The 22,832-nt window shown below is 61.5% G+C and carries 19 protein-coding genes; 18 read left to right on the forward strand and 1 reads right to left on the reverse strand.

The features are described 5' to 3' along the window. Positions 1-36: 36 nt before the first annotated feature. From IHQ71_RS26510 to IHQ71_RS26530, 5 genes are all read left to right on the forward strand, one after another. The gene (locus IHQ71_RS26510; RefSeq protein ID WP_258159387.1) at positions 37-246 is read left to right on the forward strand and encodes a KTSC domain-containing protein; all 210 of its coding nucleotides are present in this window, start codon (positions 37-39) and stop codon (positions 244-246) included. 573 nt (positions 247-819) lie between these two features. Beyond that, entirely contained in the window at positions 820-1,398 is a 579-nt protein-coding gene (locus tag IHQ71_RS26515) for a sugar transferase (protein ID WP_258159388.1), read from the forward strand. 74 nt (positions 1,399-1,472) lie between these two features. Further along, positions 1,473-2,234 carry a WecB/TagA/CpsF family glycosyltransferase gene (locus IHQ71_RS26520; protein ID WP_258159389.1) on the forward strand — a complete coding sequence of 254 codons (762 nt, stop codon included), beginning with the start codon at positions 1,473-1,475 and terminating at the stop codon, positions 2,232-2,234. Positions 2,235-2,483: 249 nt separating this feature from the next. Further along, positions 2,484-3,539, forward strand: a complete 1,056-nt coding sequence (locus IHQ71_RS26525; protein ID WP_258159390.1) for a polysaccharide biosynthesis/export family protein — start codon at positions 2,484-2,486, stop codon at positions 3,537-3,539. A 127-nt stretch (positions 3,540-3,666) separates the two neighbouring features. Then, positions 3,667-5,931 (forward strand): GNVR domain-containing protein, encoded by a 2,265-nt coding sequence (locus tag IHQ71_RS26530; RefSeq protein ID WP_258159391.1) that lies wholly within the window; start codon positions 3,667-3,669, stop codon positions 5,929-5,931. A gap of 16 nt (positions 5,932-5,947) precedes the next feature. On the opposite strand, the gene IHQ71_RS26535 is transcribed toward IHQ71_RS26530, so the two are convergent. Then, positions 5,948-6,919, reverse strand: a complete 972-nt coding sequence (locus IHQ71_RS26535; protein WP_258159392.1) for a glycosyltransferase family 2 protein — start codon at positions 6,917-6,919, stop codon at positions 5,948-5,950. Positions 6,920-7,114: 195 nt separating this feature from the next. Here IHQ71_RS26535 and IHQ71_RS26540 point away from each other — a divergent pair, with 195 nt between their 5' ends. The 13 genes from IHQ71_RS26540 (at position 7,115) to IHQ71_RS26600 (ending at position 22,831) form a co-directional block, all read left to right on the forward strand. After that, positions 7,115-9,103, forward strand: a complete 1,989-nt coding sequence (locus IHQ71_RS26540) for an acyltransferase family protein (RefSeq protein WP_258159393.1) — start codon at positions 7,115-7,117, stop codon at positions 9,101-9,103. Next, the gene (locus IHQ71_RS26545; RefSeq protein ID WP_258159394.1) at positions 9,093-10,409 is read left to right on the forward strand and encodes a lipopolysaccharide biosynthesis protein; all 1,317 of its coding nucleotides are present in this window, start codon (positions 9,093-9,095) and stop codon (positions 10,407-10,409) included. Before IHQ71_RS26540 ends, IHQ71_RS26545 begins: the two co-directional genes overlap by 11 nt. Beyond that, positions 10,402-11,256 (forward strand): hypothetical protein, encoded by an 855-nt coding sequence (locus IHQ71_RS26550; protein ID WP_258159395.1) that lies wholly within the window; start codon positions 10,402-10,404, stop codon positions 11,254-11,256. The genes IHQ71_RS26545 and IHQ71_RS26550 overlap by 8 nt, the downstream gene beginning before the upstream one ends. Continuing rightward, positions 11,253-12,695, forward strand: a complete 1,443-nt coding sequence (locus tag IHQ71_RS26555) for an MOP flippase family protein (RefSeq protein WP_258159396.1) — start codon at positions 11,253-11,255, stop codon at positions 12,693-12,695. The genes IHQ71_RS26550 and IHQ71_RS26555 overlap by 4 nt, the downstream gene beginning before the upstream one ends. 45 nt (positions 12,696-12,740) lie before the next feature. Beyond that, positions 12,741-13,646 (forward strand): glycosyltransferase family 2 protein, encoded by a 906-nt coding sequence (locus IHQ71_RS26560; RefSeq protein ID WP_258159397.1) that lies wholly within the window; start codon positions 12,741-12,743, stop codon positions 13,644-13,646. A gap of 61 nt (positions 13,647-13,707) precedes the next feature. Beyond that, positions 13,708-14,694, forward strand: coding sequence for a glycosyltransferase family A protein (locus IHQ71_RS26565; RefSeq protein ID WP_258159398.1), 987 nt, complete (start codon positions 13,708-13,710; stop codon positions 14,692-14,694). Positions 14,695-14,775: 81 nt separating this feature from the next. Further along, complete coding sequence (locus IHQ71_RS26570; protein WP_258159399.1) at positions 14,776-16,110, forward strand: MFS transporter; 1,335 nt, start codon at positions 14,776-14,778, stop codon at positions 16,108-16,110. Between the two features lie 162 nt (positions 16,111-16,272). Further along, positions 16,273-16,944: an FCD domain-containing protein gene (locus tag IHQ71_RS26575; RefSeq protein WP_258159400.1), complete on the forward strand. Its 672-nt coding sequence runs from the start codon at positions 16,273-16,275 to the stop codon at positions 16,942-16,944. A gap of 18 nt (positions 16,945-16,962) precedes the next feature. Beyond that, positions 16,963-18,405 (forward strand): MmgE/PrpD family protein, encoded by a 1,443-nt coding sequence (locus IHQ71_RS26580; protein WP_258159401.1) that lies wholly within the window; start codon positions 16,963-16,965, stop codon positions 18,403-18,405. A 52-nt stretch (positions 18,406-18,457) separates the two neighbouring features. Next, positions 18,458-19,426 (forward strand): tripartite tricarboxylate transporter substrate binding protein, encoded by a 969-nt coding sequence (locus IHQ71_RS26585; RefSeq protein WP_258159402.1) that lies wholly within the window; start codon positions 18,458-18,460, stop codon positions 19,424-19,426. A gap of 59 nt (positions 19,427-19,485) precedes the next feature. Next, a complete protein-coding gene (locus IHQ71_RS26590; protein ID WP_258159403.1) occupies positions 19,486-19,968 on the forward strand; it encodes a tripartite tricarboxylate transporter TctB family protein in 483 nt (160 codons plus the stop codon). Next, the gene (locus IHQ71_RS26595) at positions 19,968-21,464 is read left to right on the forward strand and encodes a tripartite tricarboxylate transporter permease (protein ID WP_258159404.1); all 1,497 of its coding nucleotides are present in this window, start codon (positions 19,968-19,970) and stop codon (positions 21,462-21,464) included. Before IHQ71_RS26590 ends, IHQ71_RS26595 begins: the two co-directional genes overlap by 1 nt. Then, the gene (locus tag IHQ71_RS26600; protein ID WP_258159405.1) at positions 21,461-22,831 is read left to right on the forward strand and encodes an MmgE/PrpD family protein; all 1,371 of its coding nucleotides are present in this window, start codon (positions 21,461-21,463) and stop codon (positions 22,829-22,831) included. The genes IHQ71_RS26595 and IHQ71_RS26600 overlap by 4 nt, the downstream gene beginning before the upstream one ends. Position 22,832 lies beyond the last annotated feature (1 nt).

Below are 22,832 nucleotides of genomic sequence, written 5' to 3' on the forward strand. Positions count from 1 at the left end.
CTGTCCTATTGTCCGGTCGGAGCAAGGAGCGGCGGCATGACGGAACTGGCAGTCAGATCGAGAATCATAAAATTCCTGGCCTATGACCGGGAACGCAATCGTCTGCGAATCGAATTCAAGAATGGTGCGATCCGGATTTTCTCCGGCGTGCCCCCGAAAATCGTCAAGGCGCTGGTCAGCGCCAAATCGCCGGGATCCTATTACATCGATCATATCCGCATGAATTTCGAGAGACTAGCCGCCTGATTGCTCTCTGGGGAGACAATCGCAGGTCATCAAAAGGCCCGTCCGGCAAAGTTCATTACAGAATTCGTGGTGTCCAAAACACCCTCATCCCACAACCCTCGATTTAATCGCTTGAAATAGTTGCTTCCGGGGCATGCCGGTTCGGCCGTGCCCTGCCGAGACCTAGTTACTTCTTGCCCAAGTTCAAGAAACTTTCCCGCAAAACCCCGGATTTCTATTTTGTCGTACTTTTTCGACACGAAAATGCCCAGAAGTTTAGAGCTCTATACATTAGAGCCAAGGCGCTCAACGCTCGAAACAACGATTTTCGACAAGAAAATTTACGTTAAAAATCAATATGTTGATAGTTTTGCAAATATTGGCTTGAGCTAATTTTTGGTTAAATTTGGTCGACACTCTCGCAACTGCGTTATAGGATGCCGCATCGCAACATCGAGATGGGGTGGCGAAATGAGGACAACAGGATTCATTGAACCCGGTCGGCGAAAAGCGGATTTACGGCTCGATCGCCGGGGGATAACGTCTACAACCGGGGAGAAAATCAGGGCTTCCCAGCTGATCGCAAAACGGGGCATGGACGTCCTGATATCGGGATCGTCGCTGATAATTCTGCTGCCGCTTTTTCTCCTGATCGCGGCTCTGATCAAGATTGAAAGCCGCGGTCCGGTGCTGTTCACCCAGCTGCGCTGGGGCATGAGCGGCAAGAAGATCAAGGTCTACAAGTTTCGTTCGATGCGTAGTGATCTCGGTGATCCCACAGGTATCCAGCAAACGGTGCCGAATGACCCCCGAATCACGCCATTCGGGGCTTTTCTCCGGAAATCCAACTTCGATGAGCTTCCCCAGCTGCTGAACGTGCTGAGGGGCGACATGTCGCTTGTTGGACCACGATGCCACGCTATCGGCATGAAGGCTGCCGGCGTTCAATATGAGGAACTGGTTCCGGTCTATCACGACCGTCACAAGATGCGGCCCGGCATAACAGGCCTGGCCCAGATGCGGGGTCTCAGGGGACCGACGATCTCGCCCTCCAAGTCGAAGGCACGTATCGCCTGCGACATCCACTACGTGAACAACTTTTCGCTGCTGCTCGATATCAAGATCGCCTTTGGCACGCTCAGGAATGAGATGTTCAAGGGAACCGGCTTCTAGGAGCGCAGGTAGACGCCCGCGCGGCGGCCTCCATCAAAATCATGTCTGATAGACCAGTCCAAAGGACCCTAAAAATGTCTCTGCTGGAATATGTCAAAGTTGGCGGCATAAAAACCGCACGCCTTTCGAGGCAAGGGTTGGTTCAGGCGATTGCCGATGAAATCAACACTCGTGACAGCCAATCACCTCCAAAACTGCTGTTTGACGCGAATGGCCATGCGCTGGCGATGGCCATCATGAATCGCAGCTATCTCGAGGACATGAACCGGGCGGACATCATCCATGCCGACGGCGAACCGCTGGTGATCGCCTCGCGACTGCTGACCAATTCGCCCATCCCCGAGAGAAGCGCCACGACGGACCTTTTCCACGATGTTGCACGGACCGCCCATACGGACGGCGTGAAGTTCTTCCTCCTCGGAGCCTCCGAGGAGGTCAACAAGGAATGCGCCGACAAGATGCAGCAGATGTATCCCGCGCTCGATATCGTCGGACGCCGGCACGGATATTTCTCCCTCGAGGATGAGGCTGCAATTTGCGATGAGATCAATGCCTCCGGTGCCAACGTCATATGGGTTGGTCTCGGCAAGCCGAAGGAACAGGCCTTCTGCGTCAGGAACCGGGACCGGTTGACCAGCGCCTGGCTGATCACCTGCGGCGGCTGCTTCAACTATGTGACCGGTGCCTATGCCCGGGCACCCGAATGGATGCAGAAATCTGGCCTCGAATGGGTGCACCGGCTGTTGACCGAGCCGCGCAAACTCGGCTGGCGATATCTCACCACCACGCCGCTTGCTCTCATCCTGCTATTCGCGCGGACGAGCAGCAAGGTCTAGGTGGCCCCTCTGCTGGGCCACCTGAACGCCGTCGTGGATGGGCCAACCGGCCCGTCCAGAGCCGGCGAAATATCAGTAAAGGCGTATGAGGACTATTGAATGGATGCAAGGAAGACCTTGAACCGAGCAGCCGTGGCTGTCCTGAGCGTGACCCTGTGTTCTTGCACTTTGCCGCGTTCGGGCCCCTCCCATCAATCGATTCTGTCCCAGGCTACCGTCAAGGTCGAGACCCCGCAGAAGCGGCAGGGCGTGGACTATGCACTCGTCAATCTCACCAAGGATATCGTCCCGATGTTCGAAGAGGTCGTGCTGACCTCGTTTGCCAAGGGCTTCGGCTCCCGCAAGAGCTATGCGCCCGATCTGGCGCTCGGCATCGGCGACACGATCCAGGTGTCGATCTTCGAGGCCCAGTCCGGCGGCCTGTTCATCCCCGATGACGCTGGCAGCCGTCCCGGCAACTACGTGAACCTGCCGAACCAGACCGTGGATGCGCGCGGCCTGATGCGTGTGCCCTATGCCGGCGCGATCAAGGTCGCGGGTAGGCGTGCAGCCGAAGTCGAGGTGGAGATCGAGAAGAAGCTGGCCAACCGGGCGATCGAACCGCAGGTGGTCGTGACGACGGTAACCAGCCGCTCGAACATGGTTTCGATCCTCGGCGATGTCAACGAACCCGCGCAACTCGATCTCAATCCGGCGGGCGAGAAGGTGCTCGATCTCGTTGCCCGTGCCGGCGGCATCAATGCGCCGGGTTACGAGACCTATGTCTCGATCGAGCGGGGCAACAAGCGGGCGACCGTGCTGTTCCAGTCGCTGGTCGATGATCCCAAGGAGAATATCTATATCCGCCCGGGCGATACGATCTACGTCAATCGCGAGCGCCGCACCTATCTGGCATTCGGCGCCTCCGGCCTCAATGGCAGGATCGATTTCGAAGACTCCAACCTCACGCTCGGCGAAGCACTGGGCAAGGCGGGCGGTCTTCTCGACAGCCGTGCCGATCCAGCCCAGGTCTTCCTCTACCGCGAGGTGGATCGTGACATCTTGGCAAGAGCCGGTGTCGATGTGTCGAAATTCACAGGCGATCAGGTGCCGACGGTGTTCCACGCGAACATGCGCGACCCGTCGATCTTCTTCGCGACCCAGAAGTTCAGGATGCAGGACAAGGACGTCATCTATGTCTCCAACTCCGACACGGCCGAACTGGCGAAGTTCCTCAACCTGATCAATGGGGTTTCGAACACCGCCGCAAATGTGCCGGCCAATGCGATGACGACACGAACGTCGGTGAACAAGCTGACGAATTGACGGGGCGACGGGGCGGGCGGCTGCCCGCGATATGGATGCCGGGATGATGGTTTCATCGTCCGGCATCCGAGCCGGGACCGACAAAACAGGTACGGCCATGGACCACCAGGGAAAGGAAGTCCTTCGGATGCTACAAACTTCAACCGAGTTCCGGGAGCTTCGCGACGGATTGGCGAGCGAAATCACCAATCCGATCGACCTCGAGCAATTGCTTGCGATCGTCCGTCGCCAGTGGCGGGTCGTGGCCGGTTTTGCCCTGGCGGCGATCCTGGTCGGCGGCCTGTTCCTGTTGACGGCGACACCGCGCTTCACATCCACATCCGGCATCCTGATCGACGAGGGCAACCAGAAGATCGTCGACCAGATGACGGCGGTTACCGGTGTTCTGGAAGACGAAGGACAGGTCCTCAGCCAGGTCGAACTGCTGAAATCCGAAAAGATCGCCCTTGCGGTCAGCAAGAATCTCGACCTTGAGAACAACGACATGTTCGTGAACGGCAAACCCGGCATGTTGAGTGGTGCCATCCAGACCGTCCGGTCGGTGATCGATCCGCGCGTCTGGTTCGGTTCGGAACCTCCGGCGGCGACCGACACGCAGATACAGCGGGGCATCGTCGAGCAGCTCCTGGCCGGCCTCGGCGTCACGCGCGTGGGCCGCTCCTATGTCCTGGAAATAAGCTATACCTCGCCGGATCCCGCGCTCTCTGCATCCATCGCGAAGGCCTATGCGGAAGCCTATCTGGCCGACCAGCTTGATTCGAAATACGAGGCGACCAGGCGCGCCAGCGGCTGGCTCAATGATCGCATTGCCGAGCTTCGCCAGAAATCACTAGAAGCTGACACAGCCGTGCAAAAATTCCGCGCGGAGAAGGGTCTCATTGCGACCGATGGCATGCTGATCACCGATCAGCAGCTTGCACAGTTGAACACCCAGCTGATGGCGGCGCGCGCAGAGTCCGCCAATGCCGAGGCCAAGTTTAACCGGATCAAATCGATCCTCGACAGCGGCGACCTGGACGCGGCTGTCACCGAATCCATCGAAAGCGACGTGATATCGGAACTCAGGACAAAATTTCTCGATGCATCACGCAAACAGGCCGACATTGCAGGCCGGCTTGGTGCCAATCACGTCCAGGCCGCGCGGCTGCGCTCGGCGATGGGTGAATACAAGCGCTTGATGTTCGAGGAACTGAGCCGCATCGCGCAGAGCTATCAAAGCACCAATCAGGTGGCTCTCTCCCACCAGAAATCCATCGAACAGCAGGTCGCCGCCGCCATGGGCGTGAGCGCGACCGCAAACGATGCGCAGGTTCAGTTGCGCGAGCTGCAACGCGAGTCCGAAACCTACAAGAACCTCTACCAGACCTTCCTGCAGCGCTATCAGGAATCCATCCAGCAACAATCGTTCCCGGTCACTGAAGCCCGCATCATCACCAATCCGGCAATCGCCGAAAAACCCAGTTCGCCGAAGAAGCCGCTGGTGCTGGCCGTGGCCTGCCTTGCCGGCATGCTGCTTGGTGCGGGCGTGGCCGGCCTGAGGGAGTTCAGGGACCGCTTCTATCGCACCGGCGATCAAGTCTCCGAGACCCTGGGACTGGAATTCCTGGGATCGGTGCCGCTGGCCAACGCCGTGCCGCTTGCGACGCCCAACGTGTTCGACCTGCCGCCGCAATCGGTGGTGAAGGCGAACAGCGTATCGAGTTACGTGCTGGAGCATCCGCTCTCCGCCTTTGCCGAAACCTTGCGCAGCGCCAAGATGGCAATCGACGTCTCGACGCCGGGCGGCAAGGGAAAGGTCGTCGGCATCGTCTCGGCGCTGCCGGGCGAGGGCAAGTCCTCGATCTCGGTCAATCTCGGCGAACTGTTGGCGCAAGGCTCGCGCGTGCTCCTGATCGATGCCGATCTGCGCAATCCCGGCGCCACGCGGCAATTGGGGCGCCACGCCGAGCGGGGGATATTGGAGGCGCTGCAAGGCGCTCCGCTGTCCGAACTGCTGCTGTTCGATGCCGAGACCGGCATGGCTTTCCTGCCTGCGGTCATCCGCCGCCGCATACCGCACTCCGCCGAAATGCTGACCTCGGGCGCCATGGCGCGCCTTCTGACGCTGGCGGCGAGCGAATTCGACTATGTGATCCTCGACCTGCCGCCGATCGTGCCGGTCGTGGACGCCCGTGCAGTGGCGGCTCTCGTCGACACTTACCTGCTGGTCGTCGAATGGGGCAAGACCGCACGTGGTCTTGTCAAGCGGACGATGCAGCACAATCCGACCATCGCCAAGCGTTGCGCCGGGGTCATCCTCAACAAGGTCGATGCCCAGAAGATGAAGCTTTATCGCCAGTTCGGCTCGTCCGAATTCTATCACGCCCGTTATGCATCCTATTATCGGGAGTGACGTGGACGGCGTGGGCTCACTTGTATTCGAAGCTGCGCAACCCGGTCAGGAACGCGAGTTTTCCAAGCGATCGGACCAAGCGGCAGTAATAGGTGACGCGTTTGCTTGGCGAGAAGCAGAACACGGCGAGAAGGCCGAGATTGGCGGCGATTGCAGCCAACGTAGAGGGAAGTGCGAGCAGGCGTCCATGCCTTCCGTATTTCCAGCGAAGTTGAACGAGCATGTTCGAATTGCCGATGCGGAAGGCCCGTCTTGTAATCCATCCCAAGGTGGCGCGGCCTGCGGGAACATCGTCCCAGACAACGGCGGATCTCGACCATGCAAAGCGATGACCGGAAGCCTTCAACCTCATGAAGGCATCGACGTCCTCGCCGCCGGATTGATTGAAGGCCGGATCGAAAAGATTGGAATCGGAATGCGCGAAAGCGGATTTATGCAGCAGCAGATTGCAGGTGCCCCAGACGATCTCGACGGGGCCGTCGGGCATGTCGTCGGACACGAACAGCGGGCAGTGCGCGGCCCAGTCGGGCGCACCGGGCGCGAAGACCGGCAGGTTGGGGCCGCCGACGGTTCCGGCACCGGTCTGCCTCTGCATCGCGACGAGATCGTCGATCCAGCGTTCGGTCGGCCATTCATCGTCGTCGATCATTGCGACGTAGTCGAGCGTAACATCCCTGCGGGCATAAGCGATCATCGCGTTTCGAACGCTCGACAGGCCGCGCTCCGGCACGGCGATCACCTCGATCGGGAAACGATAGGCGGCGGCGAGTTCCTTCACGACCGCCGTGCCCGCTCCGTCGGCGCCTTCGTTGTCGGCGACGAGGATCTTGATGTCGGCAGCAGTCTCCATCGTGGCAATTGCCGTCAGAAGACGACGAAGTCCATCCGGCCGGCGGAAGGTGGGGATCGCGATCAGCACCCGCGCCTGGCTGTCTCCGGGCGCAGTGCGTTCATCGTCCCTCGGTCCTCCAGTTTCTAGGATTTTCATGTTTCATCCTGCTGATAGGAATTGTTTTTCAATGGCTTGCGGCATCGCGAATAGCGGTAGCCTTGCGCGTTCGATCAGCCGTTCATACAGCATCTTTTCGCATTGCAACAGAAACTCGACGATGAATCTCGTCGTGACGACCTGCGCAGTCCTGTGCATAGCGCTCGGCGAAACCGGTTCGCGGGAGGGCGCCGAATGACGCTCTACGGCAACGAACAGACTGCCCGGCTGGCTCCGGCACTGGCCAATCCTGTGCCCATGGGCGTGGCGAAGGCCGGGCACGGAGTGGCCCATGCCGACGGCTATCGCGCCGATATCGATGGGCTGCGCGCGCTGGCCGTGGCTGTTGTGGTCATCTTCCATGCCGGCGTCAGCCCGCTGCGCGGCGGGTTCATCGGCGTCGACATTTTCTTCGTCATCTCCGGCTACCTGATCACGCGCCAGATCAGCGCCGACCTCGAGCGCGGCGCATTCAGCATCCTCAGCTTCTACGAACGCCGTGTCCGTCGCATCGTGCCGGCGCTGCTGTTCACGATTGCCGTGACGCTCGCGATAGCGCCCTTCGTGCTCTTTCCCACGGAACTGATGACATCGGGCATGACGGCCGCCGCCTCCATCCTGTCCGTCGCCAATCTCTATCTCCTGACCTCGGCCGGCTATTTCGCAGCCGATGCCGGCACCCAGCCGCTGGTCCACATGTGGTCGCTCGGCGTGGAGGAACAGTTCTACCTGTTCTTCCCGCTGCTGCTGGCCGCTTTTGGCGGGCGGAGCCGCGCCGCGGCGCGCTGGACGACGCTTCTGCTTGCTGTGACCAGCTTCGCTCTGTGCGTCGTGCTGACGCGATACGACCGCGATTTCGCCTATTATTTTCCGCTCACAAGGGCATGGGAACTGCTGGCCGGCGCGTCGCTGGTCTTCGTGACCGTCCCCCGCTTGTCGGCCTGGATGCGGAACGTAGCCGCCGCTGGTGCGCTGCTGCTCATCGCTGCAAGCGCCTTGCGATTCTATCCACAGATGGCGTTTCCCGGCTTTTACGCGCTGGCTCCCTGCCTTGCGGCCATGACCCTGATCGCGGTCGGCAGCCAGGGCGGAAGCGCGGTGACGACTGGGCTTTCCGCTGGCCCGCTGGTCTGGATCGGTCAGATCTCCTATTCGCTCTATCTGGTGCATTGGCCGATCCTGGTCTTCTATCGCATGGCACGCGGCGTGCCGATCGGCACCGCCGAGGCATGGGCGCTTGTCGCGGCAAGCGTCGCGGCCGCCTATGTCTCCTGGCGCTTCGTCGAGCGGCCTTTCCGCGAGAAGCGGTTTCTTGCGACCCGACCCGCGCTGTTTGCCGGAACCGGCATCGCCGGCGCGGCGCTCGTCTTGATTGCGGCACTCATATCGTTCGCCCCGCTTCCGACCTCGAGCAGCGAGGCCAACAGGCTGGCGAGTTTCCTCACCTATGACGATGCCGATGTGTATCGCAAAGGCCGCTGCTTCCTCTTCGGCCATCAGAACCGTCTCTCGGATTTCAACGCGAGCGAATGCCTTCAACCGGTATCTGGCAAGCCGAACATTCTTGTTGTCGGCGACAGCCATGCCGCCGATCTGTGGTACGGGCTGAAGACCGAATTTCCGAGCGCCAACGTCATGCAGGCGACGTCGACCGGCTGCAAGCCTGTCCTCGGCACGCGCGGGGAAAAGACCTGCATCGACCTGATGGAAATGGCGCTTGGCCCGTTCTTGCAATCTGCCAGGCCGGATGTGATCATCCTGTCGGCCCGATGGATCGACAGCGATATTCCGGATGTCGAGCGCACGCTCAAGGCGCTTGCGGGAAAGGCGGGCCAGGTCGTGGTGCTCGGTCCGATCGCCGAATACGCAATGCCCTTGCCGAGGCTACTGGCGCAGGTCTCAAGCGGCCGCGATCCCTCGTTGCTCGTCAACGCACGGCTGCCGGACCAGGAGAAGACGGACCGTCACCTTGGCGCCGCCTTGCTAGCCTCCCAAGCGGACTACGTGTCGATCTATCGTATGCTATGCGCCACTGAGAGTGCCTCCTGCCAGACCATCGCCGGCGACGTTCCGATCCAGTGGGATTACGGCCACCTGACCGCGCAAGGCTCGCAGCTCGTGGCGCGAAAACTGAGGGAAGGCGGCGTTCTGACGCTGCCGGCGGAGCGCGCCAATGGCACTTGATCTGAACAGCGGCGCCGCCACGGGCGCGGACGCGATGGCCGGGATCTCGCAACCGGGACGGTTTGCCGCCTTGCAGCGCTATGCCCTCGCCGTCGTCGCGCCGTCATCGGTTTCGGCGGCGCATTTCGTCGTGCAACTCATGCTGCTCGCAACGTTGACGCCTGCCGAATTCGGCTCCTTCGCCTTCCTGATGATCGTCGTGCAATTCGGCTTTGGATTGTCCAACGCCCTGGTATCGACGCCCTATACGGTCGAAATCAGCAGCCATGCCGATCCGGATCGTGATCGGCGCACAATGTTCTTCACCACCAACGCCCTTTTCGCGCTCGTGTTCGGCCTCGGCGTCTACCTCGTCGGCTCCCTGATCTCGGATGGCCGCTGGACCACTCTGTTCTCGATCTTCGCCGTGCTCGCCATGATCCGTTGGTTCGGCCGGGCGCACAATTATGCCATGCTGCGGCCGGCCTCATCGGGCGTATCTGATATCGTCTATGCGGTGTCGCTGGTGATAACAGTTGCCGCCATGGCATGGAGTGGAAAACTCACGATAGAGACGGTCGCCCTCGCTTTCGTCATCGCCACCCTGCTCGGTGGTCTTTGCCTTGGCGGCGATTTTCTGGTCAAGCAGTTTGGATCGTGGCGGTTGTCGGGCCTGGTTTCATATCGGGAGATATGGAGCGGCCAGTCCCGCTGGACACTACTCGGCGTCGTGACCACAGAATCCACCGCCAATTTCCATTCCTATCTCGTCACGCTGCTTGCCGGACCGGCAGCCTTCGCGCCGATGGGAGCGGCCGCACTGTTCGTCAGACCGGTGCTTCTCTCGGTGTCGTCGCTTTCCCAGCTCGAAATCCCGATTCTCGGCCGCGCGATCGCGAATGGCGATACCGCCAAGGCCGCCGCGACAAGCCGGCGCTTTCTCCACGCGCTGCTGGCGATCTGGGTCGTCACCGCCGCACTTGCCTATGCCGTCATCACATTCATTCCGTCGGTGATCATCAAGCCGGCCTATTCCTTGGGCGAGGTCGAGATCGCGGTGCTGCTGTTCCTGGTCATCAGCCTGTTCCAGGTCTGGCAGGGGCCGAACAGCGCGCTGCTGCAGGCAGCCCGGCACTTCAAGCAATTGTCGAAAGTCAGCGTCATCTCCTGCGCGTTTTCGATCGTGGGCGCGTTGATCGCGCTCGCCTTGCTGCCGCCGGTCTACTCGCTTCTCGGCATCGCCATCGGGCAACTGGTGATGGCGCTTCTGATGGCGCGGCTGGCTCGAAAGACATTCGTTGAGGGACTGAAAGATGCAAATGCCTAGAACCCTGAAAGACGAAGCCAAGGAGTTCGTCAGGCCGGCCTATCTCAGGGGCCTCGCCGCCTGGACGACTTGGCGGATGGCGTTCCTGAAGCCCGGTGCCAAGCACTCGCTGCCGCAGCGGCTGGTGGTTTCGCTGACGTCCTATCCCAAGCGGTTCGATGTCCTGCATCTGACGATCAAGTCGATTCTGGCCCAGGACACGGCGGCCGATGTCGTGGTGTTATGGGTCGCGCATGCCGACATGGACAAGCTGCCCGCCAATGTCAGGCGGCTGGAAAAACATGGGCTGACGATCAGGGCCACCGACGACCTGCGCTCTTACAAGAAGATCATTCCCACGCTCGCGGATTATGGCGATGCCTTCATCGTCACCGCCGACGACGATGTCTATTATCCCCGCCACTGGCTCAGGACATTCTGCGCGGCCTACAGGCCGGGCGAGCGGGAGGTGCTGTGCTACCGCGCCCACCGCATGGCTTTCGCGGGGCCGGACCTCGCCCCCTATGACAGCTGGACCTTCGAGATCACCGAGACCGAACCGGCGCCGGATCTCTTCTTCACCGGCGTCGGCGGCGTGTTTTATCCGCCCGGCGTGTTCCACGAGGATGTCGCGAACCGTACGCGTCTCATGGAGCTTTGCCCCAGCACCGACGATGTCTGGCTGAACTGGATGGTCCGCCTCGGTGGCGCCAGGATTCGCAAGGTCGGGCGCAAGCAGCGTTTTCACGAGTGGCGGGGCTCACAAGACGTGGCACTCCAGAACAGCAACCGCTTCGCCACGGCAGGCAACGACCAGCAGATCGCCAATATCGTCCGTGCTTACGGTTATGCGGGGGTGCGGCCATGACCATGAAAAACCAGGCTTACTCAGCGGTAAGATGGACGACGGCGGTCACCGTCGGGCGTGTTATCCTCCAGACCCTGCAGCTCATCGTACTTGCCCGGCTGATCTCGCCGCAGGATCTGGGCTTGATGGCGATGCTGCTCACCGTGACGGCCTTCATCCAGTTGTTTGCCGATCTCGGCGTGTCCAATTCGATCATCCATGCGCGAGAAATCTCGCGCGAGGTGCTGTCCACGCTCTACTGGTTGAATGTCCTGGTAGGCGCCCTGCTGTCCGGCGCGATCTGGGCCGCGAGCCCGTGGATTTCGGGCTTCTATGGCGACCCGGGTCTTGCCGAGCCTCTCGCCATTGCCAGCCTGTCGTTCCTTCTGCTGGCACTCGGCCAGCAGATCAAGGTTCTGGCGGAAAAACGGCTGGCGTTCCGGCCAGTCGCCATTGTCGAGATAGCCGCCGCGTTGGCGAGTACGGCCGTGACGGTTGTCGCGGCCTATAACGGCTTCGGCGTCTATTCGCTCGTCGCGGGCGTGCTCGTTTTGGCGGGGGGAAACAGCCTTCTTTACTGGCTGTTTGCTAGGGATGGCTGGTGGCCGGGGCTGCGGCTGAGCTTTTCCCAGGCCAAGCCGCATCTTAAATCCGGCCTTTATCTTCTCGGCACCAGCCTCGCCAACACCGCGACGGTGCAGGCGGATGTCATTCTCGTTGGCCGGCTGCTGGGCAGCACCGCGCTCGGCTTCTACACCGTGCCGCGCGAACTCTGCCTGAAGGTCATGTTCGCAACCAACCCGATCGTCACGCGGGTCGGAACGCCGCTGATCGCGCAGGCGCAGGGCGATCCGGGGCTGCTCCGCAGGGTCTATCTCTCGACGATCCGCATGACGTCGTCGATCAATTTCCCGATCTATGGCGCCATCGCCACCTTTCGCCACGAAGTAGTCGAAGTGGTGTTCGGCCCGGCCTGGAGCGCGTCCGCGGATCTGCTCGGTCTGATGGCCGTGTGGGGCATGTTCAGGGCGCTTGGAAACCCGGTCGGAAGCCTGCTTTACGGAACCGGCCGCTCGCGGCTGGCGCTGGCGCAGAGCCTGACGGTTACCGTTCTCATCATTCCTACCGTGCTCCTGGGCTCGCTCTGGGGTCCGGCTGGCGTCGCCTGCGCGCTGACGCTCTTCTATATCGGCTTCACCTTTGGTGTCTGGTGGTTCGTGGTGAAGCCCGTCACCGGCGCTGGCATCTGGGCCTATACCGAACAGTGGGCGACGCCGCTTCTGGTCACCCTCCTCGCCTGCGTCATCGCGCTTGCAAGCGTGCATACGCTTTCGGCCACGCTACCGCGCCTGGCGGTAGGCCTGGCGATCGGCGCCACCGCCTATCTCGGCTTCAGCTGGTTGATCAATCGGAAATGGTGCCTGGCAATGTGGGGCCTCGTCGGCCTGAGGCAGGCCTGAATGGACATGGCCAGCCTCGATATCTCGCATAAGGAAATAATCGCGATGACTTCACCCCTCTTCACCATCGTCGTGCCGGTCTACAATCGCGCGCATCTGATCGGCCGGACATTGCAGTCGGTGCTCGACCAGACCTGCCAGGATTTCGAGATCGTCGTCGTCGACGATGGTTCGAAGGACGATATCGAGGCGGCGATATCAGGCATCGGCGATCAACGCATCCGCCTGATCCGCCAGGAGAATGGTGGTGGCGGTGCGGCAAGGAACAACGGCATCGAGCACGCGACCGGCCAGTACATCGCCTTCCTTGATTCCGACGATCTCTTCATGCCCGACAAGCTCGCGCGCTATGCAAGCGAATTTCCGCTGCCAGACAACGCGGTCCTCTATTCCTCGATGAATGTAGACCGGGGCGTGGACAAATACTGGATCAGGCCTGATCGTCCGATCACCGATGGCGAGGACGTCGGCGAATATCTCTTCTGCGCAAACCAGCTCATACAGACCTCGACGCTTGTCGTGCCGGCGCCGCTAGCCAAGCGGGTGAAGTTCGACCCCGGCCTGAGACGCGGCCAGGACCTCGATTTCTGCATCCGGCTGCAGCGGGCGGGCGCCGTCTTCAGGATGCTCAACGAACCGCTGACCATCTGGTTCGACGATACCGAGACGGGCCGCACGTCCTACGTCAAGGGCTACGAGACCTCTCTCAACTGGCTGACCCGCGCCGAACCGATGCTGACCCAGAAGGCCAGGATCGGCTATCGCGCGACTGTGCTTGCCTATCATATGGGGCCGGTGAAGCCTTTCGTGGCGATGCGCGATCTCTTCAATGGCTGGATGTATGGCGGTGTTTCCACGCGCGTGACCGCCCGGCAGATGCTGAGGGCGTTCCTGCCTAGATCGTTCTACCGGACGGTGGTAAACAGCTTCGTCGCGAAGTTCGGACGCTAGGAGCCTTCTTTTGCAACTGGTCCCGGAAAAGATATTTGAAGATTTTAGAGCGAGCCGTCGCATGACGAAGCCCGAATTCTCTGTGATCATCCCGGTCTACAACAGGACTTCGCTGCTGAAGAGAGCCGTGGAGTCCGTTCTTCGCCAGGATTTCGCAGATGTCGAAGTCCTTGTGATCGACGACGGCTCGGTTGAAGACATCAAGAGCATTGTTGATACATTCTCCGATCCTCGCATCCGCTATCACAGGCAATCGAACCAGGGCGCGAGTGCCGCGCGCAATGCCGGCATCGATCGGGCCACCGGCACCTATGTCGCCTTCCTCGATTCGGATGATGTGTTTCTCCCGCACCATCTGGTGACCATGCGTGCCATTCTGCGCAATGCGCCTGGTTCGGTCGCCTACTGCCCGATCATCGCGACGCGCGGCATACATGGCAATTTCATCAAGCCTCCGCGCGCCATATCGCCGGGCGAGGACATGGCGACGTACCTCATGTGCGACCGGGGCTTCGTCCAGACCAGCGGCGTCTGCCTGTCCCGCGAAACCGCGAAACTGATCCGCTACCGGAATGACGCCAAGTTCGGCGACGATACGGATTTCGCCGTGCGGCTCCATCTCGCGGGTTATCCGTTCATCATGGCCGATGCACCGGGTGTCGTCTGGTCGGACGATCTCGACCACGATCGGCTTTCTGACATCAGGCAGCCGCTCGGCGACCTGCAATGGCTGGAAGACCTGCGCCCGGATATCCCGGCGCGCGCCTATCATGGCTATAAGGGCTGGCATCAGGCCAAGAGCCTGATGCAGACCGCGCCGCTCCGTGCGCTTGGCCTCTACTTCAAGGCGGCCTCGAGAGGCGCCTATTCCCCCCGATTCGCCATGGTCGTCCTGCTGCAGATCGTCGTGCCGAACCATTACTACCGGGTGCTTTCGGATGTCTGGATCAGACGGCGCACCAGGAAGAGGGAGCGCCGCGGCGCGGCGAAACTATCGGATCTTGCCGGCGACCGTGTATCCGACAGCCAGGTCCGCCGTCCGTCGTGAATTTAGCGGTCTCGGAAAATGGATTGAAAGGCGGCCCTTGACGCCTTAGCTTCGCGGCCTCGGAAAACCAGAGACGCGCCGATGAACACGTTCCATCATCTCCTCGCCAACAACCTGGTCGCCAACATCACGAACTTCACGGTGTGGTTCGCGCTGACATTCTGGGTTTATATCGAGACGCATTCGGTGTTCGCGACCGGCATGATCGCCGGCGTCTATCTGGTGTTCACCGCGGCCTTCGGCTTCTGGTTCGGCAGTATCGTCGATCATAATTCCAAGAAGGCGACCATGCTCGCTTCGAGCGTGGTTTCAGCAGGCTTCTATGTGTTGTCTTTGGCCTTGGTATTGTTGTCGCCGGAAACGGTCTTCACCAATCCCTATGGCCTGCATCTCTGGGTGCTCGTGCTCCTGGTGATGCTCGGCGTCATCGCCGGCAACATCCGTTCCATCGCACTTCCGACACTGGTCACCGTGCTCATTCCCGAGGACGGCCGAGACAAGGCCAATGGTCTTGTCGGCATGGTGACCGGCATTGGTTTCCTCACCACCTCGGTGATCAGCGGTTTCCTCGTCGCCTGGGGCGGCATGATCGCGACGCTCGCGCTGGCACTGGTCTTCACAGTGCTGGCCTTCGCGCATCTGGCCTTCGTCCGGATCGACGAGAAGCGCGTGGAGGCAGCGCCGGATCAGCCGGCCGCGCCCAAGCGCGTCGACATCAAGGGGACAATCGCGGTGGTAGCCGCCGTGCCGGGTCTCTTCGCGCTCATCTTTTTTGCCACGTTCAACAATTTTCTCGGCGGCATCTTCATGGCGCTGCTCGATGCCTATGGCCTGTCGCTGGTTTCGGTTCAGAACTGGGGACTGCTCTTCGGCGTTATCTCGACCGCCTTCATCGTCAGCGGCATCGTCATATCGAAAACCGGGCTGGGCAGGAACCCGCTGCGCACGCTGCTGCTGGTCAATCTCATCGTCTGGGCGGTCTGCTGCGTCTTCACTATTCAATCGTCCATCTGGCTCCTCGCAGGCGGCTGTTTCGTCTGGATGCTGCTCGGCCCTTATGCCGAGGCGGCCGAGCAGACGGTGCTGCAAAAGGTGGTGCCGCTCGAGCGCCAGGGCCGCGTCTTCGGCTTCGCGCAATCGGTGGAACAGGCAGCCTCGCCCCTGACCGCTTTCCTCATCGGCCCGCTCACCCAGTTCGTCGTCATCCCCTTCATGACCGACGGGGCAGGTGCCGATGCGATAGGTGGCTGGTTCGGAACCGGCCCAGCACGCGGCATCGCGCTGGTGTTCACCCTCTCGGGCGTTCTCGGCGTGGTGATCACCATCCTCGCCATGCGATCGAGCTATTATCGCAGGCTGTCCGCGGCATATGCCAATGGCGCATCCAGCGAAGCCGCGATGCCGAATTCGGCATAGCTCGGGAGTCCGGGTCGATTTAGAACCGCCTGTAAGTTGTCGAGCAATGTCGATGACATCGGTCTTGGCAGACAATTTCTGCCGTGATCAGCAAATTTTTAGTTTTGCAGATTGTTGACAATCTGCATTCTGCATATTACACATCGCGTCATGGAGGAGCCCATGACAATCACCGCCTTCGATTTTCTGAGGTCGAATTCGCTGCCGATGCTGCTGGAGCAGGAGATCGAGCGCGTCATACTGGGTGGCGAATTCAAGCCCGGCGACCACATCAACGAAAAGGAACTCGCACTGCGCTTCGGCATCAGCCGTGGCCCGGTTCGCGAGGCGCTGCGTTCGCTCGATTCCTCGGGACTCGTCGAACAGGTTCCCAACCGGGGCGTCTTCGTCCGCACGCTGACCGCCCAGCAGGCCTGTGACGTCTATGATGTCCGCGCCGTGCTGTTCGGCCTCGTGGGCAAGCTGCTGGCGGAGCGGATCACGGATGAGGGCATCGCCCGGCTCAAGGCTTTTGTTGCCGACATGGATGTCGCCGTCGCCGCGGATGATTTCGAAGCCTATGTGAAGATCAATTTCGCCTTCCACGAATTCATCGTCGAAAGCACCGAAAATCCGACGCTGGCGCAGCAATATCTCACGCTGGTCAAGCAGTTGCGCCTCTATCGCGCCCGCAGCCTGATGCTGGGCGATTCCATGCATGCATCGCACCTCGAGCACCACGCCATGGTCGATGCGATCGCCGCGCGCGATGCCGCCCGGGCGCTTGCCGCCCATACAAGACATGTCGAGGCAGCCAAGGAACGGCTGATGGCGACGACGACGGACCTCAAGTAAATCAAGGAGAATGAACGCGTGCAGATCAATTCCGACATCACCGCGCAGGCCATACGTTTCATCGAGCGCACGACCTATGCCGACTTGCCGGAAGAGGCGCTTGTCATCGGCCGCCGCTGCATGGTCGACACGGTTGGGCTCTATCTGGCCGGCAGCCAGGAACAGTCCGTCCGCATCCTGATCGAAGATGCATTCAACCAGGGCGGCCGGGGCGATGCGCCGCTGCCCGGCGGCGGCGCCAAAAAGGTGCCGGCGGCGCTGGCCGGGCGGGTATGGGGCACATCGGGCCACGCCCATGATTGGGACGACACCCAGGTCTCGCACGATCCGGACCATGTCTATGGCCTTCTGACCCATCCCTCGGTCCCGCCGCTGACGGCAGCGCTCATCGTTGCCAGCGAGCTCGGCAACAAGGACGGTCGCGATGTGATGCTGGCCTTCCAGGTCGGCTTCGAGGTCGAGTGCAAGATTTCCGAATGGATGAAACCGCGCCACTATCGCCGTGGCCACCATACGAGCGGCACTGTCGGCACGTTCGGTGCTGCCGCGGCAGCCGCCAAGCTCATGGGCCTGACTGGCGACAAGCTTGCGCATGCCCTGGGACTGGCTGCGAGTTTCGCGTCGGGCATCCGCGTCAATTTCGGCACCATGACCAAGCCGCTGCATGTTGGCCGCGCCTGCGAGAACGGCATCACCGCCGCGATCCTCGCGTCAAAGGGCTTCGAGGCCGATCCGGCGGCACTCGATGGCACCTGGGGGTTCTTCAGCGTCATGGGCGAAGGTTTTGACGCCGCCAAGGCGGAGGCCGGGTTCGGCGCACCGCTGACCATCGTCTCGCCCGGCGTGAGCGTGAAGCCGTATCCATCGGGTATCCTTACGCACCAGTCCATGGATGCAATGCTGAAGCTGGTCCTCGATCACGATCTCAAGCCCGAACAGGTCGAGCGCATCCGCTTCTTCGCCGGCAAGAACATTATCGAGCCGATCCGCTATCCGATCGCCAGGAACCATCTGCAGGCCAAGTTCTCGATGCCGGCGCTTCTCGCGATGATCGTGCTGTGCCGCCGCGCCAGCCATCACGAGTTCGAGGATGCCTTCGTTGCCGGCGAGGCAATGCAGGATCTGCAGGCGCGCACCGACGTGATCAACGATCTTGAGATCGACGCCCAGGGCTACGACAAGATCCGCTCGCGCATCGAAGTCATCACCAGGGACGGACGCACGCTCGTGCAATGGGCTGACGAACGCTATCGCGGCGGGCCATCCAACCCGATCAGCGACGAGGGCCTGGATGGCAAGTTCCGCATGTGCGCCGAGGGCGTCATCGATGCGGCAAAGCAGGATGAATTGCTGGCGCTGGTGCGCGGCATCGACAAGGACGCGGATGTCGCTCGCGTCATTTCACTGATCAGCGGCACCTCGCCTGAAGGCCATGCGGCCAAGGCGGCGGCCGCGGAGTAACCGAAAATACCAAGCCGTTTGGGAGAAACGGCATTTCAAATGGGAGAGAGAAATGAGCATACTCGGAATGATCGGCAAGGCCGCGCTCGGCCTTGCAGCCACGGCCTTCCTCACCAGCCAGGTCGCGCAGGCGGAACCACTGAAATACCCGGTGAAAGTCGTGACGCTCGTCACGCATTCGAGCCCGGGCGGCGGCAGCGATGTGTTCCTGCGCGAGATGACCAAGCATCTGGGCAAATACATCGACGCCACTTTCGTCGTCGAGAACGTCCAGGGCGGCAGTGGCGCCAAGGCCATGGCGCGCGTCGCCGCGGCGGAACCCGACGGCAGCACCTTCTACGCAACCACGCCGACCTACATCTACACTTCGTTGATGAGCTCGCCGCCCAGCACCTTCAAGGACATGCAGCCGTTGGTGAACATCTTCGTCGATAGCGAAGTGATCTTCACCCGCACTGACGGCCCCTTCAAGAGCCTCAAGGATGTCATCGAGCACGCCAAGAACGAGCGTGGCAAGTGGGGTGCTGCCAACCCGGCTTCGCTCGAACGCCAGGCCGCCGAACAGCTCAAGGCCGCAGCCGGCGTGACGCCCGCGATCGTCACCCATGAGGGCGGCGGCGACATGATGCTGAACGTGCTCAACGGCACGCTCGACATCGGCATCGGCGAAATCCAGGAACTGCGCTCGCAGCTCGACGCCGGGACGATCACGCTACTCGCCACGTTCAATCCCGAGCGCATCGCCGAGAAGCCCGACGTGCCGACCGTCAAGGAACTGGGCTACGACGTTGTCCTGACCAAGTTCCGTGGCCTCGCCGGCCCCAGGGGTCTTTCGGATGAAACCGCCGCGATCTGGGATGAGGCGATCAAAAACCTGCTCGCCGATCCGGACTACAAGAAGGCCTACACCGCCGAGGTGCTGGTGCCGCAGCTGATCGGCCACAAGGATTATCCCGGCTTCGTCAATGATTTCGCGACCAAGACCGAAAACTTCCTGAAGTCCACCGGCGCCGTCAAGTGATTATGATCCGGGGCCGGTTCGCCGGCCCCGGTCAGACGACCTCACCCCGAGGATACCTCATGACCAAAGACCTTTTGAGCGGCGTTGCCCTGCTCGGCATTTCAGGCACTTACTACGCCTGGTCCACCTACATCGCCGATAGCACGCTTTCCGATGAAGTTGGAGCTGGCGGCCTGCCGCGCGCACTGGCGGTCGTGCTCGCCATACTCGGCGTCATCCTGATCGCTCGCACGCTGCTCATAGCCCGGGCTGCGGCTCCGGCAAATGCGGCCGCCTCCGACGATGACGAGGAACAGGCGAGCCTGCCGCGCGGCATCGGTTTCCTGCTGATCGGCGCGGCCTATATCTTTCTGCTTCCCTTCGTCGGCTACATCCTGGCAACCGCGCTGATGATTGCGGCCGTTGCACTTTATGAGGGCGCGGCGAGAACCTGGGCGATCCCTGCCGCCGCGCTCGGTGGCGGCGTGTTCTACTGGGCGATCTTCGTCAAGCTTCTCGGTGTTCATCAGCCCATGGGCTCGATCTTTCAAGGACTTTTCTGATGGCCACCTTCTGGGACATCATGCATCTGCTGACGGGGACACCGCTCGTCCTCGTCGCCATCATCGGCCTCACCTGGGGCATTCTCGGCGGCGCGCTGCCGGGCATTTCGGCGTCGATCACCATGGCGCTGGTGCTGCCCTTCACCTATACGATGGACCCGGCAATGGCGATTGCGCTGCTTGCCTGCGTCTATATCGGCGCCGAATATGGCGGCTCTATTCCCGCGATTCTGATCCGGACGCCGGGCACCAATTCTTCCGCCGCCACCGTCATCGACGGCTATGAGATGAACCGCCAGGGCCGCGCTGGCGAGGCGCTCGGAATCTCGCTGATGTCGGGCGTTGTCGGCAGCCTGTTCGGCCTCGCCATGCTGGTCCTTCTCACCGAGCCGCTGTCATGGCTGGCGCTGCTCTTCACCCCGGCCTCCTATTTCGGTCTCGGCATTCTCGGCCTCAGCGTCATCGCTTCGACGAGCGGCGGCTCGCTCGTCAAGGGGCTTGCATCGGCGGTCATCGGCCTGATGATTTCCACGGTCGGCACCGACCCGATTTCGGGCGTGACGCGCTTCACCTTCAATGCACCGGATCTTCTCGGCGGCATCGAGCCGGTGCTGGTCATGGTCGGCCTGTTCGCGTTGACCGAACTGATGAGCCAGTCCGGTTCGACATCGGTGATGAAGCTCAATGCCAGCATCCGTATAAAGCTGCCCAGCCTCGATCTGATGAACAGGCTCAAGCGCTCGCAATTCATCGGCTGTCTGCTGGGCCTGTTCGAGGGACTGACGCCGGGTGGCGGCGGTTCCATCGCCGCCTTCATGTCCTATAACGAAGCCAAGCGCTGGTCGAAGGAACCGGAGAAATTCGGCAAGGGCTCGGAAGAGGGCGTCGCCGCACCCGAGGCCGCCAACAACACCGTGGCCAGCACGGCACTCATTCCGCTGCTGAGCTTCGGCATTCCAAGCTCGAACTCGACGGCCGTGCTGCTGGGCGGATTGCTGATGCACGGATTGATCCCCGGCCCGCGTCTGTTCGAGCAGAGCGCCCAGGTCATCGACAGCATCTATGTCGGCTCGTTCATCGCCATCATCGCCCAGATCGGCATCGGCATGATCATCCTGCCCGCCTGCATCTGGCTGGTGAACCGTCCGCGTCCCTATCGCGCCGGCTTCATCTTCGCGCTGATCCTGTCGGGCCTCTACACGCTCAACAACAGCACGTTCGATCTCGGCCTTGCGCTCGGTCTCGGTCTGCTTGGCTACTTCATGCGGCTGACCAAGTTCCCTGTTCTGCCGATGATCCTCGGCGTCGTGCTCGGCCATCTCGTCGAATCGAGCTACCGGCGTTCGCTGGTGCTCTCGGGTGGCGACCTGATGGTGTTCCTGGAGGATCCGATTGCCGTCATCCTTCTGTCCCTCGCCCTGATCTTCGTGATCTTCTCGCTGCGGCGGGAGATCCTCGAGGTCCGCAAAAGTAAGTTAGAGGAAGCCCATTCATGAATATCCTGGTACCCGCATCCGCACCGGTTGCGTCCAAGCTGGCAGCCTTTGCCGCCGATGCCCAGCCCTCGAAGGCGGCCTCTGCCATCTGCCGCCGGCTGGTGTTCGACATCATCGCTTTGGCAATCGCCGCCCGCGACACCGACTACGTGCAGGCAGCACTGGCGAGTGCTGTCGATGATGGCCCTTGCACCGCCTTCGGACACGGCCGGACGCTCGGCCTCTATGATGCAGCCGTGGTCAACGGAACCGCCGCTCACGGCGAGGATTTCGACGACACGTTCGAGGGCGGACCGATCCATGCCGGTGCTGTCATCGTCTCGGCAGTCATGGCGATCGCCGAGAAGCGTGGCCTTGGCGGAGACGCCGTCATGCGCGGCATCGCCGTCGGCACGGAACTCATGTGCCGCATGAGCCTGGTGGCGCCGCAGGCGACCCACAAGGCAAGCTTTCATCCGACCGCCATCTTCGGCGCACCGGCCGCCGCTGCCGCCGTCGGCGCAGCTCTCGGTCTCGACTCGGAGACGATCGGCCGTGCACTCGGCATATCGGGCAGCCTCGCCTCCGGCATCATCGAATATCTCTCCGACGGCAGCTCGACCAAGCGGCTGCATGCCGGCGCCGCCGCGCAGGCGGGTCTCCGCGCGGCGCTGCTGGCGGAGGGCGGCTTCACCGGTCCCCTCACTGTATTCGACGGCACCAACGGCATGTATAAGGCGTTTGCCCCTTCCAAGACGCCGGACTTCTCCAAGCTCATAGATGGCCTGGGCTCGGAATGGATTCTCGAGACGCTGGCTTTCAAACCCTATGCCTGCGGAACCATGACCCAGCCATTCATCGATTGCGCGATGAAGCTGGCCGCGACCGGCGTCAAGGCTGACGACATCGTCTCGATCAGCTGTAATGTCGGCGAGGGCACTGTTCACCGGCTATGGGAACCGCTCGCGGAAAAACACCGGCCGCCGAACGGTTATGCGGGTAAATTCTCGACACCCTATTGCGTCGCCGTTGGCTTCATCGACGGGCAGGCGGGTCTCGGCCAGTTCACCGACGAACGGGTGAAGGACCCCGCCGTTCGGGCGCTGGCCGCCAAGGTCTCATACGTCATCGATCTGAACGATCCCTATCCGCGCAACTTCACTGGTCATATCAAAGCCATGTTGAAGGACGGCACGGTGCATGAATTCCATCAGCCCCATATGCGCGGCGGTGCCCATGAGCCCTTGCCGGACACGGAACTGCTGGCCAAATTCGAAGCCAATCTCCGTTTTGGTGGCTTCTCGGAAGGTGCCATCCAATCCCTCAAGACCGCGTTGGACCGGATCGCCGATGGCGGCAGGGTCGATCTTTCACCGGCAAGACAGTGAG

This window comes from Rhizobium sp. TH2 (assembly GCF_024707525.1).
In the GTDB taxonomy this organism is placed as follows: Bacteria; Pseudomonadota; Alphaproteobacteria; order Rhizobiales; family Rhizobiaceae; genus Rhizobium_E.

What these genes read in the sequence shown, in the direction of transcription:
- IHQ71_RS26510 (WP_258159387.1), top strand. Translation starts at nt 37, where the DNA reads ATGACGGAACTGGCAGTCAGATCGAGAATCATAAAATTCCTGGCCTAT.
- IHQ71_RS26515 (WP_258159388.1), top strand. Translation starts at nt 820, where the DNA reads ATGGACGTCCTGATATCGGGATCGTCGCTGATAATTCTGCTGCCGCTT.
- IHQ71_RS26520 (WP_258159389.1), top strand. Translation starts at nt 1,473, where the DNA reads ATGTCTCTGCTGGAATATGTCAAAGTTGGCGGCATAAAAACCGCACGC.
- IHQ71_RS26530 (WP_258159391.1), top strand. Translation starts at nt 3,667, where the DNA reads ATGCTACAAACTTCAACCGAGTTCCGGGAGCTTCGCGACGGATTGGCG.
- IHQ71_RS26535 (WP_258159392.1), bottom strand. Translation starts at nt 6,919, where the DNA reads ATGAAAATCCTAGAAACTGGAGGACCGAGGGACGATGAACGCACTGCG.
- IHQ71_RS26540 (WP_258159393.1), top strand. Translation starts at nt 7,115, where the DNA reads ATGACGCTCTACGGCAACGAACAGACTGCCCGGCTGGCTCCGGCACTG.
- IHQ71_RS26545 (WP_258159394.1), top strand. Translation starts at nt 9,093, where the DNA reads ATGGCACTTGATCTGAACAGCGGCGCCGCCACGGGCGCGGACGCGATG.
- IHQ71_RS26550 (WP_258159395.1), top strand. Translation starts at nt 10,402, where the DNA reads ATGCCTAGAACCCTGAAAGACGAAGCCAAGGAGTTCGTCAGGCCGGCC.
- IHQ71_RS26555 (WP_258159396.1), top strand. Translation starts at nt 11,253, where the DNA reads ATGACCATGAAAAACCAGGCTTACTCAGCGGTAAGATGGACGACGGCG.
- IHQ71_RS26560 (WP_258159397.1), top strand. Translation starts at nt 12,741, where the DNA reads ATGACTTCACCCCTCTTCACCATCGTCGTGCCGGTCTACAATCGCGCG.
- IHQ71_RS26565 (WP_258159398.1), top strand. Translation starts at nt 13,708, where the DNA reads ATGACGAAGCCCGAATTCTCTGTGATCATCCCGGTCTACAACAGGACT.
- IHQ71_RS26570 (WP_258159399.1), top strand. Translation starts at nt 14,776, where the DNA reads ATGAACACGTTCCATCATCTCCTCGCCAACAACCTGGTCGCCAACATC.
- IHQ71_RS26575 (WP_258159400.1), top strand. Translation starts at nt 16,273, where the DNA reads ATGACAATCACCGCCTTCGATTTTCTGAGGTCGAATTCGCTGCCGATG.
- IHQ71_RS26585 (WP_258159402.1), top strand. Translation starts at nt 18,458, where the DNA reads ATGAGCATACTCGGAATGATCGGCAAGGCCGCGCTCGGCCTTGCAGCC.
- IHQ71_RS26590 (WP_258159403.1), top strand. Translation starts at nt 19,486, where the DNA reads ATGACCAAAGACCTTTTGAGCGGCGTTGCCCTGCTCGGCATTTCAGGC.
- IHQ71_RS26595 (WP_258159404.1), top strand. Translation starts at nt 19,968, where the DNA reads ATGGCCACCTTCTGGGACATCATGCATCTGCTGACGGGGACACCGCTC.
- IHQ71_RS26600 (WP_258159405.1), top strand. Translation starts at nt 21,461, where the DNA reads ATGAATATCCTGGTACCCGCATCCGCACCGGTTGCGTCCAAGCTGGCA.